The organism is Microcoleus sp. A006_D1 (assembly GCF_036702805.1).
Lineage (GTDB): Bacteria > Cyanobacteriota > Cyanobacteriia > Cyanobacteriales > Microcoleaceae > Microcoleus.
On record NZ_JAUBVZ010000010.1, the window covers coordinates 194400 to 207853 of the forward strand.

Sequence of the window (13454 nt, forward strand, 5' to 3'; positions counted from 1 at the left end):
AGGGGCGTGGATCGAACCCGATACTGCTGCTTTATGGCTAAAAGAAAAACAATTTTTCCGTGTGGTCACAAAGGATATGGTAAAGCGTGCCATCGCTGCACGCAAGAGTTGGTGGCGCAGCAGCAATATGTTGAAGTCCTGGTCGAAAAACAAACCAAAAAACAACAGAGGGAAGCATCATTTGCTAGAGATATCATCGATCTCAGAGGTCTACCAGACCATGTAGTTACTAAAGCTCGCGCCATTATAGCAGCTTTGGGCGAAAATAAGAATTACAGAGATTTTGGCGGCAAACGTCTCCGTCACAACCGTTGGATTGTGAGTATTCCTGTAACGCGCAACTACAGAATGCTTTGTGAAGATTGCGGCAGTTTCTTAATTCCCCAAAAAGTCTTGTCCCACGAAGACTACAATGTCTGCAAACCTGGGAGTTAGTTAGTTGTTATTGGTTATTGGTTATTGGTTATTGGTTATTGGTTATTGGTTATTTGTTATTTGTTATTGGTTGGTTGTTATTGGTTAGTTGTTATTGTACTTTTTTTAGAAAATGTTATAATTGTTCAATGTTCAAATTTTAAATGTATGGTTAGGTTTCAAGAGTTGCAGGTTTATCAATTAGCAGAGCAAATTTCTAATGAAGTTTGGTTTATTGTTCAATCCTGGGATTCCTTTGCTAAAAATACAGTCGGGCAACAATTGGTTAGGTCAGTCGATAGTATTGGTGCTAATATTGCCGAGGGGAATGGGCGGTATAACTACAATGATAATCAACGTTTTATCAAAATAGCCAGGGGGTCACTACATGAAACAAGACACTGGTTAAGATTAGCTTGTGTCCGACACCTGTTAACCACCGAGCAAATCGAGCGTATAAAACCTTTAATAGACGAACTATCTCCCAAACTCAACGCTTACCTAAACTCAATTCAAAGCAAAGCAAATACTCAAGCGTTGAAAATTAAGAAAATACCCAAAAGCAAACCACCCACAGACTCTTGACAACCAACAATCAAAAAATAACCAATAACCAATAACCAATAACAACTAACAACTAACTCATTAAAACCCATGCAAATTTACCTCGACTATAGCGCCACAACACCCACACGCTCAGAAGCAATTGATGCTATGCAAAAAGCTCTCACTCAACAATGGGGGAATCCTTCTAGTTTGCACGAGTGGGGACAAAGGGCGGCGACTGCTTTAGAATTAGCCAGAATGCAGGTTGCTAGCTTGATTAATGCGCTACCGGAATCGATGATTTTTACTTCGGGCGGTACAGAAGCGGACAATTTAGCAATTATGGGAATTGCGCGTCTTTATACAAAGCCGCAGCATATCATTATTTCCAGCGTAGAGCATTCGGCCGTATCAGAAACGGCGCGACAACTCGAAGAATTGGGATGGGAAATAACGCGATTACCAGTCGATAAATACGGGCGAATTCATCCTTTGGATTTGCAAGAATCACTGCGATCGCACACAGTGCTAATTTCCATCATCTACGGACAAAGCGAAGTTGGTACACTGCAACCAATAGAAGCATTATCGCAAATTGCGCGCGATCGCAATATCCTGTTTCATACCGATGCAGTTCAAGTTGCGGGCAAACTACCGATTGATGTGCAGAAACTGCCCGTAGACTTGCTTTCGCTTTCCAGTCACAAACTTTACGGGCCGCAAGGTGCGGGGGCGCTGTACGTGCGTCCAGGACTAGAATTAGTGCCAATGTTCGGCGGGGGCGGACAGGAGTTGAAACTGCGCTCAGGAACGCAAGCGCTGCCCGCAATCGTGGGTTTTGGAGTGGCGGCGGAGTTGGCTGTGCAGGAAATGGATGTGGAAACGCCGAGGTTGATTGGATTGCGCGATCGACTTTTTGACAAATTATCCCACATACCCAGTTTAGTCCCAACGGGCGATCGATATTACCGACTGCCGCACCACACCAGTTTTTGCATCGTCTCCCCTTCCTGTCGCCCTTACCAAAAGAGAGACACAGAGAGAATCACAGGCAAAACTCTCGTGAGACAGCTAAACTTAGCCGGAATTGGCATTAGTTCCGGTGCGGCTTGTAGCAGTGGTAAACTCACGCCCAGTCCGATATTATTGGCAATGGGATATGATGAAAGCGGCGCGATTGGTGGAATTCGCTTGACACTGGGACGCGAAACCACCGAAGCTGATATTGATTGGACGGTAATTGCGATCGCACAAATCTTAGATAGATTAATGCCCAAGGTAGCATTGTGCAGGCATTAGAAACAATCTCAGAAACCGGGTTTTTTCCGATATCTTCGCCTCCCATCGAATATTCTCGCAAAAACCCGGTTTCTCGCCACCACCCACAATCTAAGAAACCTGGTTTTTTCTGATATCTTCGCCTCTTACCAAAAATTGTCGCAAAAACCCGGTTTCTGGCCACCCACCCATTCTTCATCTGCGTCCATCCGCGTACATCCGCCAACATCTGCGGTCAAAATTCCGAAAAGATTGGTATATAATTAAAATAGAACAGAGCGGAGTCAAAGCTATGTCAACCACAGAAAAAGTTCGCTGGACAAGCGCTGATTTAGAATCATTACCCGATAACGGCAACCGTTATGAAATAATCGGAGGAGAATTGATTGTGACAAGAGCACCTCGCTGGGAACATCAAAATATTGTTGACAATGTTTGCAGAACCTTGGGTAATTGGTCAATAGAGACAGGTTTAGGTAAGGCTGCAACAACTGCCGGTCTGATCTTCACCGATAGTGATAATGTGATTCCTGATGTAGTTTGGGTAAGCTACGAACGTTTAGCACAAATATTAGATGAAGCCGGACATTTGGCTGGTGCACCGGAGTTGGTGGTAGAGGTGATGTCTCCCGGTGAGGCAAATGAAAAGCGCGATCGGCAATCCAAGTTAAAATTATATTCAGTTCAAGGCGTGCGCGAATATTGGATCTTTGACCGAATACAGCAAAAAGTAGAAATTTACCGTCGAGACAACGGAATTTTGCAATTAGCAATGACCTTATTTAAAGAAGATAACTTAAGCAGTCCTTTGTTACCTGGTTTTACCGTATCAGTAGCCACATTATTTGCGTAGAGAGAAGACAGGGCACCCACGCACAATCTCAGAAACCGGGTTTTTTCCGATATCTTCGCCTCTCGTCAAAAATTCTCGCAAAAACCCGGTTTCTCGCCACCCACCGACAATCTAAGAAACAATCCAAGAAACCGGGTTTTTTCCGATATCTTCGCCTCTCATCAAAAATTCTCGCAAAAACCCGGTTTCTCGCCACCCACGCACAACCATGATAAAATAAATTCCGATATTATTCACAACTCCCCAACAATGGAAGAAAACCGCGCCCAAGCCTACCTAGAACTAATTCACACCCTGCTGAATTGCCCCAACGGCACCGAGCCCCAGATATTAGAAGATAACTTAGAATTGTTGGATGTCGAATTTCTGGAAACTTGCGAGTTAGTAGCAGAAAAAATGGCGCAGCAAGGAGGAGAAAACGGCGCTAGCTTCCTGCGAAGTCTGATTAGTCAGCTATTACAATTAATCGAGATCAACGATGGCGATAACTCCGAAGGTGAAAATCCCCAAGAGTATGCAAACTTTATTCTAGAATTATTGCAAGCAGAAGATGGTAGCAATAGCAATCCAGCAGTAATTCACCCCATGCTAGCTGAACGAAAACATCTCCTCAATGCTCGTTTTGCCGAGATTTTAGAGCAAGTAATCCAGAGGTTAATTGGTGGCGAAAATGCCCAAACTATTGACTCAATTGTCAGCCTCGTTGAAGACTTGACGATTAATATTAGCAATTTTTCCGGTGGGAATAGAGCGAATAATATTGAAATTGCCATTGCCGCTTATCAACTTGTTTTAAATAATCGGCAACCGGGAAGCGGAAAATTTGCTCAAACTCAAAACAACTTAGCTGCTGCCTATATTACCAGAATAAAGGGTTCGCGGGCTGAAAATGTGGAAATGGCGATCGCCCTTTATGGCGCTGCTTTAACAGTCTACACCCTTGAGGCTTTCCCGGAAGATTGGGCAATGGCTCAAAATAACCTAGCTGCTGCTTACGCCAACAGAATCAACGGTTCGCGGGCGGAAAATATCGATCGCGCGATCGCATTTTTTGAGGCTGCTTTAACTGTTCGTACTCCCGAACAGTTTCCTGAAGATTGGGCCATGATTCAATATAACCTAGGTAATGCCCATAATGACAGAATCAACGGTTCGCGGGATGAAAATCTCGCAAAGGCGCGATCGTTTTATGAAGCAGCTTTAACAGTATATACCCGTGAGGATTTCCCTGAATATTGGGCAATGATTCAAAAGAAGCTAGCTAATGCCTAAAGTGAGGCAGCCTTAACAATCTAAGAAACCGGGTTTTTTCCGATATCTTCGCCTCGCATCGAATATCTTCGCAAAAACCCGGTTTCTCGCTATTTGGAGAATTGGAAAACGGTCGATCGCTACCTAGCACCTTTTGCCATAATTATGCTAAAATAAATTCACTCCAATTATTAGTTTTTCATCCATTAATTCTGTAGGAACGGGTTCGCCAACCATCTCTAACTCTCACCAACAATTGAAATAAACCAGCCCCTCCCAACTTACATCTTAACTTTATTAAAAGGTGAAAAAATGGCTCGTATAAATTTGCGCCGCCCCGAAAATATCAGCGGTAATTTTTATGTAGACAGTAGCTGCATTGACTGCGATACTTGTCGGTGGATGGCGCCGGAAGTATTTACTCAAGCCGGAGAACAATCTGCGGTTTACCAGCAGCCAACAAACGAAACCGCAGAAATGCTAAGTCTCGCAGCTCTTTTGTCTTGTCCAACAACTTCGATCGGCACTGTTGAAAAACCCAAAAATATCAAAGAAGTTCAGCAACATTTGCCAGCCTTAGTAACAGAAAATGTCTACCACTGCGGCTACCACTCAGAGAAATCCTACGGCGCAGCCAGCTATTTAATTGTCCGCCCCGAAGGAAACGTTTTAGTTGATTCTCCCCGTTTTGTACCGCAGCTAGTCAAAAATATAGAAGCAATGGGCGGCATTCGCTATCTGTATTTGACTCACCGCGACGACGTAGCAGACCATCAAAAATACCGCGACCATTTTGGGTGCGATCGCATTCTTCATGCTGACGAAATTAACGCCGATACTCGCAGTGTAGAAATTCAATTGTCGGGTAGCGAACCGCATCAAATAGCAGATAATTTGTTGATTGTACCTGTTCCTGGTCACACCAAAGGTCACACTGTTTTGCTTTACAATAACAAGTTTTTGTTCAGCGGCGACCATCTCGCTTGGTCGGACAATTTCCAGCAGCTAATTGGCTTTCCTACTGCCTGCTGGTATTCTTGGCCGGAACAAATCAAATCTATGGGAAACTTGGCTAATTACTCGTTTGAATGGGTTTTGCCGGGACACGGGCGCCGATATAATGCTGACAAAAAAATGATGACCGAGCAAATGCGGAAATGTATTGCTTGGATGGAGGTTAATTCAGTTGACAGTTGACAGTTGACAGTTGACAGTTGATAGTTGATAGTTGACAGCAATTGACCTAGAAGGAAGAAGATTGGAGTAATAAATAGTCTGATTTTAATTTTTCCCTAAAAGTGAGAGGTGTTAAACCAATTGTTTCTGGCAATTAAATCAATTTTGATAACAATATGTAGCGACAGTTTGATGGCTAACCGATAGGTAGCTAGAAACCCGGTTTCTACGAGTTGTGCGTGAAGTTCCGAGAAATTTATGAATAAACCGGGTTTCTGATACCAATTTTTCTTTCCTCTTGCCAGCTTTCCGAAATAGATGTACCCGAACTGGCTAAATTTTTGCTTTCGGAAGGGCAACCAAAGTGATAGAATTAGCGGGGTAAGTTGCGCCAAAACCGGCGGCGCTGACACTTAAATCGCTCTGACGGACGATCGCCCGCAAATTCGCCTCGCTGTAAGTGTAAACTTGAGCTTTGGCCGCTGGGTTAAATCCTGTCAAACTCAAGTTGCTGGTTAAGTTTTGGCTGGTTTTGTTAATGATTACCAGCGTCAAAGCACCGTCAGCCGTGCGTTGCGCTCCGTAGATTGATAATTGTCCTTGATCTGTGCTGTGCGATCGCACCCAAGTATCCCCGTACTTGCTGCCCTTACCGTCATAATTCATGTACGTGCGGAAGGCATAGGAACCCGGTTCAGAAGACTTCGGAGGGCCCCACAGCGTCGCTAAATCCAGTTGTTCCCGCCCAAAAATCCCTAGGATGTCGGCTTGAGTCAACGCACCGTTAATTGACTCCAAACCGCCCCAATTGTATTCAGTAATTGCAACTTTTGTACCTGGATAATCCTGCTTTACCCACTCTCGAAACCGGGGAATAATTGTTAGCGGCGGATTCGATTTACCAATCCAACTTTCATCAGTATAAGTGCTGTCCCACAGAGAACGAGTCGATCGCAACCGCGCTGCTTGCGTCTTAGCGTCGCCAGCCGGACAATTCCCCAAACAGAGGTCATCGACGATCGGATAGTAGTGTTCGTCAAAATAGTCGAGGATGCGAACACCTTTTTGCTGTTCGTAAGCGCGCATTTGCTGCAAGTACCACCGCGCAAACCAGACACCGCCGTGTTTTTCGCGATCGCCCTTTACCAAAGAATCTGCATAGACTATCCAGCCAAAATCCGAGGGGCCGAGTACCTTAGCGGTGGAATCAACCGCTTTTACCATTGACGCATATTCGTAAGTGCGATCGCGCAATTCCTGATAACTTGTCGCTTCTGGATGAACATCGCGGTGAGTGTTTCCCCAGCCGCTTGGTTCGTTGTCCATTTGATAAATTTGCACGCCACCGTTAGCAGCAGTACCGTGGGTTTTAACTAAATGTTCAACCCAAGCTTTCTGGAATTTTGGATCGCTGATAATACTGACATCGAGGCGGTTATTATCTGTTATTAAACTGCCGTCGGGACGCTTGCCGTTGCCGCATTTATCGCCTTCGGGAAAAATGTAGGGATTAGTTTTTTCTTGCGCGCCGTATTTGGCTACTCGAAAGCCGCAGTTCCATGTGCTAAATTTATTTACATAGCCGATTATGGGGATGGTAACGATACTTTTGCTGCCGTTATTGCGGTTGGTTTTGACGATTTTGTCGATCGACTCGCCGGGAATTGGGTTTTTGTTTTCGCCGCCTCCTACGAAGAAGAAATCATCGCCGCTGTTGGAAGAATCGACAAGCCAGTTGTAGCGGCTGGTGTGATTGGCGCCCCAGCGTTCCACCGGAATTCGCAACTCTTGCGCCAGGGCTGGATCTATGGCATAATCGTTCATGCCGTAGATGTCGGGACTGATGAGATGTCGATCGGCTGCTACGTCTACAGATAAAGATAGACTGTTTTGGGCGATCGCACTTTTGAAGTGAACGGCTGTGGCGATCGTTGCGATCGCCGCCAAAACGCCTAATAATACTAGAATAATCCAGCGTGGTGTCTTGGAGGGCGATCGCCACAAAAATCTTATATTCATTGGTTATTTTACTTGGTAGTTGAGGATTTTTTATGGGAATTTTCCATTAAATACCCTTAACAAGAGTGTTGCAAATTGGTAGAAGCGGGTTTATTTAAATTGTCGCTACGTGACAGAAATTATGCTCAAACCGCCCACACGATTCAATCAATATGATTTTGATTAACTATTCATCAACAATCACATTTTCAAACAAAATAGGTTGAATTCGCCTCAAGACTTCCTCAATTACATCTTCTCGACATTCACTAATAAAACCTGCCTGCCTTGCCCTATAATCTTGCATAGCGTAGTTGATCCGTCATAATTACACCTGTTACCCCTTCACCTTCTGGAATGGGAATATAAAACGGATTTTTGCGTTGTGTGGTGCTAATGGGACAGACAAACACAAACCCCATTTTTCGGTTAAATTTAGTTTGACTCACAACCAGTGCAGGTCTAGTCCCCATTTGTTCGTGTCCTGCTTGAGGGTCAAAATTCAGGCGAATAAAATGACCTCGTTCGGGGATATAGTTTACCAAATTTCTTTTCCTTCTGGTTTTCCCCAAGAGACTTCTTCGCTAGATTCTATTTCGCCTGCCAATAATTCATCTAGGGTATATTTTGATATTTTATTATTTACAGGCTCTATGACCATTTTCCCATTTTCTATGCTACAAATTACTGAATCTTCGGCTTTAAGGTTGAGAAACTTTACTATGTAGTCTGGTATTGGCAAAGTCAAGGAATCACCTAACTTGCTGATGTGTATTTTAGCTGTCATACATTTGCGATGTTAAGACTCAGATTTATTTATTATAGCAGTTGCATATAAATTACGGCAGATTGAGTTATGTAAAGTTAGTAAGGTGCGTCAGGAATTAGCCTATCTATTCACAAATAACGCATTCTGACGCACCCTACTAAGTTACTTAACCTTGACTGTAAGCCTCCATTGGCAAACAAGAACAGACAAAATTGCGATCGCCAAACGCATTATCTATCCGGCCCACCGCAGGCCAAAACTTATATTCGCGAGTCCAAGGAGTCGGATAAGCAGCTTGCGCGCGAGTATAAGGACGATTCCACTCATCAACCATCAGAGATTCTGCGGTGTGCGGCGCATTTTTCAACACATTATTTTGCGCGTCAACATTACCTTTTTCGATCTCCGCAATTTCCCCTCGAATCGCAATCATCGCATCGCAAAAACGGTCTAATTCCTGCTTCGATTCGCTTTCCGTCGGTTCCACCATTACCGTACCCGCGACAGGCCAAGAAACAGTCGGCGCGTGATAGCCATAATCCATCAACCGCTTAGCGATATCATCGACTTCGATAGCCGCAGATTTTTTGAGAAGTCGCAAATCCAGAATACACTCGTGTGCTACTAAACCAGATTTCCCTTTGTACAAAACCGGATAATACGATTCTAACCGATGCGCCATGTAATTAGCATTAAGAATTGCAACTTTTGTCGCCTCAGTTAAACCGACTCCTCCCATCATCCGAATGTACATCCAAGAAATAGTCAAAATGCTAGCACTTCCCCAAGGCGCGGCCGAAACAGCACCTATAGAATTGCCATCTTTCTCTCCATTAGTTCTGGACTCAATCGATGATAGATTAGGCAACTCTTGCCCCCCCCTTGTTAAGGGGGGCTGGGGGGGATCTCCCGAAACATCAGGTAAGAAAGGCACTAAATGAGACATCACGCCAATCGGCCCCATGCCGGGGCCGCCGCCGCCGTGGGGAATACAGAAAGTTTTGTGCAAATTTAAGTGACAAACATCGGCACCGAAATCGCCAGGGCGGCACAAACCAACTTGAGCGTTCATATTGGCGCCGTCCATATAAACTTGTCCGCCGCAGTTGTGGACAATCGCGCAAATCTCTTTAATTTCTGACTCAAACACGCCGTGGGTAGATGGATATGTCACCATCAAAGCAGCCAGTTCATTTTTGTGCTTCTCGGCTTTTTTCTGCAAGTCGGCGACATCAATGTTGCCCTGCAAATCGCACTCGACAGCGACTACTTTCATTCCCGCCATCACCGCGCTAGCCGGATTTGTACCGTGGGCTGACTGGGGAATCAAACAAATATTGCGGTGAGTTTCGCCTCGGTGTTCGTGGTATTGGTGAATTACTAACAATCCCGCATATTCGCCCTGAGAACCCGCGTTTGGCTGCAAGGAAATTCCCGCAAAACCGGTGATTTCTGCCAGCCACTGTTCGAGTTGCACGAACATCATTTGATAGCCGCGAGTTTGGTTGCGGGGTGCAAAGGGATGTATGTTACCAAATTCCGCCCAAGTTACCGGCAGCATCTCTGATGTTGCATTTAGTTTCATTGTGCAAGAACCCAAGGGAATCATTGATGTATTTAGTGATAAATCCTTGGCTTCTAAACGGTGCATATAGCGCAACAGTTCAGTTTCGGAGTGGTAACTGTTGAAAACTGGATGGGTGAGATAGCTGGTTGTACGATCGCAAAAATCAGGTAAAGTCAAGTATGAGTTCAATTCCTCTGCATCCAGCGGAATGTTGAGAGCATTCTGCCCGTCAGCCCTGATATAATCCTTATTCTGTGAGAAAATTTCCCACAACTCTTGCACATCTTCAACAGTGACAGTTTCATCTAAAGTGATTCCGACTGTCGCATCATCGAAAACTCGGAGATTAATTTGGCGAAGTTGAGCAGCTTCGAGAAGTTCTGACAGCGGTTTGTCTCCCAATTCTACTCGCAGAGTATCGAAGAAAGGTTGATCACCAATTTTGTATCCGAAACTTCTTAAGCCGGATGCCAAAAGTGCAGTTAAACTCCAGACTTTCTCGGCAATGTCTCTGAGTCCAGAAGGGCCGTGATAAACAGCATACATACTCGCCATCACTGCTAGCAAAACTTGAGCAGTACAAATATTGCTAGTTGCTTTTTCGCGGCGGATGTGCTGTTCGCGAGTTTGCAAAGCCAAACGCAAGGCAGATTTGCCGTTAGCATCTCTGGAAACGCCGACAATTCGCCCCGGAACTTGCCGTTTAAACTCTTCTCGGGTAGCGAAATAGGCTGCGTGGGGCCCTCCGAATCCCATCGGCACTCCGAAGCGCTGGGTGCTTCCTACGGCTATGTCTGCGCCGAATTCGCCGGGGGGTGTGAGCAAGCAAAGGCTCAAAATGTCGGCGGCGACTGTGACTAAGGCGCCGGCTTGGTGTGCCGATCGAATAAAATCACTATAGTCGTAAATTGCGCCGTCGGTTGCTGGGTATTGCAGCAGTGCACCGAAGATTGTACGATCGAACTCAAAGCTTTGATGGTCGCCGACAATTACTTCAATTCCCAGCGGTTTAGCGCGAGTTTGCACCACTTCGATGGTTTGCGGGTGGCAATCTTGAGACACAAAAAACGCTTTTGCCTTATTCTTGCTAGCGCCGTAACTCACCGCCATAGCTTCCGCCGCCGCTGTCCCTTCATCCAGCAAGGAAGCATTGGCAATTTCCAAACCCGTGAGCTCGATTATCATGGTTTGGAAGTTCAGCAAAGCTTCTAATCGCCCTTGGGCAATTTCGGCTTGGTATGGAGTGTAGGCTGTATACCAGCCGGGATTTTCCAGGATGTTTCGCCCGATGACGGGTGGTGTGATGCAGTTGTGATATCCAGTGCCGATGTACGATCGAAATACCTGATTTTTTGCAGCAATTTCTTTCAATTCTGCTAAAGCCGCGTACTCGCTTTGGGCTGCGGGAAGTTGTAGCGGTTGATTCATGCGAATCGCCGCTGGAATCGTTTTGTCAATCAAGTCATCGAGGCTGGAAATGCCCAAAACATCTAGCATTTGCTGGATTTCGCTGGGTGTCGGGCCAATGTGCCGCCCCGCAAAACCATCGATGGGAACAAGGTTTTGCTGCTGGTTGGGTTCAAGTTGAGGGCTGTAGAGTACCAAGGCTGATTCTCCTAAATTGACTTTTCTTCTTTGTTTGTAACATTTCGCCACAAAAGAAGGAAGTTCGGCAGCAAGCAATGTGCGGGATGTAACGGTTCGGCAACGGATTTTGTAGCGGATTTAACGGATGTAACGGTTCGGCAACGGATTTTGTAGCGGATTTAACGGATGTTCGAGGTTCGAGGTTCGAGGGAAGAGAAAAGATTTTCCCCTTCTCCCAATCTCCCCCTCTGCCTCTTCCCTCTCTTATTCCCCTTCTACCATTTTGCGATACTCTTCGACAGACAAAGCATCATCGGCATCGCTGGCGTTGTCAACGCGGACTTTTAGCAGCCATCCAGTACCGTAGGGGTCTTCCGCCAAGTTTTCGGGAGAATCTACAATGGCATCATTGCGTTCTAAGACTGTACCGGTAATGGGCGCTTTCAAGTCTTCAACGGCTTTCACTGACTCGACTGTACCGAAAGCTTCGCCCTTTTCCAACCCTGCGCCGACTTCGGGCAAATCTAGAAATACGATATCCCCAAGTTGGTCAACTGCAAAGGCACTAATGCCGATGGTGGCTATTTCGCCGTCGAGTCGGATATATTCGTGAGTGTCTAGGTATTTCAGGTCATCGGGGTATGTTAGTGCCATCTCAATTCCTTGCCGTAAAAAAGTATCTGTTAAATCTTATTAAACTATGGGCATTCGATTATTAGATCGATAAAATGGCTTTTTCACCACCGTCGCCTGGTAATTTTTCCCGCGAATCTCGACTTCTAACCGCTGGCCGATTTTCCCTAATTTTGCCGGAACAACCGCGAGGGCAACTGCCCGATTCAGTGTAGGCGATAATGTACCGCTAGTAACTTCTCCGACTGTTTCGCCTTCAAATATTACCGGATAGCCGTGGCGTGCAATGTGCCGCCCCTGCATTTCTAACCCTACCAACCGCTTCGATACTCCCGTTGCTTTCTGCTGTTCCAAAACCTCGCGCCCAATAAAATCGCCTTTGGTATCGAGGTGAACTACCCAACCCAATCCAGCTTCTAAAGGCGTGGTATTATCGTCAATATCTTGACCGTAAAGTGCCATTGCTGCTTCTAAACGCAAGGTATCTCGCGCACCCAAACCGCAGGGGACAACGCCAGCATCTAGGAATTTTTGCCAGACTTTTTTTCCGGTTTCTATATCCACCATGATTTCAAATCCATCTTCGCCGGTATAACCAGTTCTGGCAATGAAACTCGGCTGTCCCAATAACTTTGTTTCTAAGTGTCCGAATGCCTTAATTGGTGCGAGGTTATCTTCCACAAAAGGCTGGAGATAGTTGGCGGCTTCGGGCCCTTGAATTGCGATTAAAACTTGGTCTTCGGAGATGTCTGTAAAACTAAGTCCGCTCAATTCTAAGTGGGCGACAATCCAGGCTTTGTCTGTGATGCGAGTAGCGGCGTTGACAATGATTACTGCACGTTCTTCGCCCGTGGTGGGATCTGGTTCTTGGCAGTAGAAAATAATGTCGTCTAAGATGCAGCCTTTGTTATTTAGTAAGACTGTATATTGAGCTTGACCTGGTTGCAAGCGGCTTAAGTCTGAGGGTACTAAGGGTTGAAATTTTTCTATTAGTTGTTTCCCTCTCAAACAGAATTTTCCCATGTGGGAAATGTCGAACATTCCTGCTTGCTGGCGTACTGCTTGGTGTTCGCTGCTGATGCCTGCGTACTGCACTGCCATCTCCCACCCGGAAAAGGGCACCATCCGACCTTTGAGCTCTAATGATAGTTCGTACAGAGGCGATCGGGCAAGCTGACTCGGTATCTCTGGATTGTTGGGTTCAGTTGACTTTGCCACAGGTAGCGCTTTGTTTTTTACGGGTAGACTGTTTTGATTTTACGGGAAAGTTGGTTTTTGTGGTGTGTGGGGCGATCGAATTTCAGGATATGGTAAGGCCCAAAGAAGACCGGGCGGTTGAAACCGCGTCTATACAAACTCTCACGCGACGGGAGCGGGTTGAA

The 13454-nt window shown here is 45.7% G+C and carries 12 protein-coding genes; 6 read left to right on the forward strand and 6 right to left on the reverse strand.

Features of this window, described 5'->3' with window-relative positions; genetic code table 11:
- Positions 1–33 precede the first annotated feature (33 nt).
- From QUB68_RS19370 to QUB68_RS19395, 6 genes are all read left to right on the forward strand, one after another.
- Complete coding sequence (locus QUB68_RS19370) at positions 34–435, forward strand: DUF7682 family zinc-binding protein (protein ID WP_332995496.1); 402 nt, start codon at positions 34–36, stop codon at positions 433–435.
- A gap of 24 nt (positions 436–459) precedes the next feature.
- The gene (locus QUB68_RS19375; protein ID WP_332995497.1) at positions 460–999 is read left to right on the forward strand and encodes a four helix bundle protein; all 540 of its coding nucleotides are present in this window, start codon (positions 460–462) and stop codon (positions 997–999) included.
- Between the two features lie 69 nt (positions 1000–1068).
- The gene (locus tag QUB68_RS19380; protein ID WP_332995499.1) at positions 1069–2259 is read left to right on the forward strand and encodes a cysteine desulfurase family protein; all 1191 of its coding nucleotides are present in this window, start codon (positions 1069–1071) and stop codon (positions 2257–2259) included.
- Between the two features lie 271 nt (positions 2260–2530).
- A complete protein-coding gene (locus QUB68_RS19385; RefSeq protein ID WP_332995501.1) occupies positions 2531–3091 on the forward strand; it encodes a Uma2 family endonuclease in 561 nt (186 codons plus the stop codon).
- A 249-nt stretch (positions 3092–3340) separates the two neighbouring features.
- Positions 3341–4363, forward strand: coding sequence for a hypothetical protein (locus QUB68_RS19390; RefSeq protein WP_332995503.1), 1023 nt, complete (start codon positions 3341–3343; stop codon positions 4361–4363).
- 291 nt (positions 4364–4654) lie between these two features.
- Positions 4655–5539, forward strand: a complete 885-nt coding sequence (locus QUB68_RS19395) for an MBL fold metallo-hydrolase (protein WP_332995505.1) — start codon at positions 4655–4657, stop codon at positions 5537–5539.
- Positions 5540–5851: 312 nt separating this feature from the next.
- Here QUB68_RS19395 and QUB68_RS19400 read toward each other — a convergent pair whose 3' ends face one another.
- From QUB68_RS19400 to gcvT, 6 genes are all read right to left on the reverse strand, one after another.
- Positions 5852–7537: a glycoside hydrolase family 44 protein gene (locus QUB68_RS19400; RefSeq protein ID WP_332995507.1), complete on the reverse strand. Its 1686-nt coding sequence runs from the start codon at positions 7535–7537 to the stop codon at positions 5852–5854.
- Between the two features lie 272 nt (positions 7538–7809).
- Positions 7810–8061, reverse strand: a complete 252-nt coding sequence (locus QUB68_RS19405; RefSeq protein WP_332995509.1) for a type II toxin-antitoxin system PemK/MazF family toxin — start codon at positions 8059–8061, stop codon at positions 7810–7812.
- Positions 8055–8303, reverse strand: a complete 249-nt coding sequence (locus QUB68_RS19410) for an AbrB/MazE/SpoVT family DNA-binding domain-containing protein (protein WP_332995511.1) — start codon at positions 8301–8303, stop codon at positions 8055–8057. The genes QUB68_RS19405 and QUB68_RS19410 overlap by 7 nt, the downstream gene beginning before the upstream one ends.
- A 148-nt stretch (positions 8304–8451) precedes the next feature.
- Positions 8452–11457: an aminomethyl-transferring glycine dehydrogenase gene (gene gcvP / locus QUB68_RS19415; protein ID WP_442923104.1), complete on the reverse strand. Its 3006-nt coding sequence runs from the start codon at positions 11455–11457 to the stop codon at positions 8452–8454.
- A gap of 246 nt (positions 11458–11703) precedes the next feature.
- The gene (gcvH, locus tag QUB68_RS19420; protein WP_332995513.1) at positions 11704–12093 is read right to left on the reverse strand and encodes a glycine cleavage system protein GcvH; all 390 of its coding nucleotides are present in this window, start codon (positions 12091–12093) and stop codon (positions 11704–11706) included.
- 39 nt (positions 12094–12132) lie between these two features.
- The gene (gcvT, locus tag QUB68_RS19425) at positions 12133–13290 is read right to left on the reverse strand and encodes a glycine cleavage system aminomethyltransferase GcvT (protein WP_332995515.1); all 1158 of its coding nucleotides are present in this window, start codon (positions 13288–13290) and stop codon (positions 12133–12135) included.
- Positions 13291–13454: the final 164 nt, after the last annotated feature.

Coding starts and splice junctions, on each gene's coding strand:
- gcvH (WP_332995513.1), bottom strand. CDS start 12,093: ATGGCACTAACATACCCCGATGACCTGAAATACCTAGACACTCACGAA.
- QUB68_RS19385 (WP_332995501.1), top strand. CDS start 2,531: ATGTCAACCACAGAAAAAGTTCGCTGGACAAGCGCTGATTTAGAATCA.
- QUB68_RS19400 (WP_332995507.1), bottom strand. CDS start 7,537: ATGAATATAAGATTTTTGTGGCGATCGCCCTCCAAGACACCACGCTGG.
- QUB68_RS19390 (WP_332995503.1), top strand. CDS start 3,341: ATGGAAGAAAACCGCGCCCAAGCCTACCTAGAACTAATTCACACCCTG.
- QUB68_RS19395 (WP_332995505.1), top strand. CDS start 4,655: ATGGCTCGTATAAATTTGCGCCGCCCCGAAAATATCAGCGGTAATTTT.
- QUB68_RS19370 (WP_332995496.1), top strand. CDS start 34: ATGGCTAAAAGAAAAACAATTTTTCCGTGTGGTCACAAAGGATATGGT.
- QUB68_RS19410 (WP_332995511.1), bottom strand. CDS start 8,303: ATGACAGCTAAAATACACATCAGCAAGTTAGGTGATTCCTTGACTTTG.
- QUB68_RS19380 (WP_332995499.1), top strand. CDS start 1,069: ATGCAAATTTACCTCGACTATAGCGCCACAACACCCACACGCTCAGAA.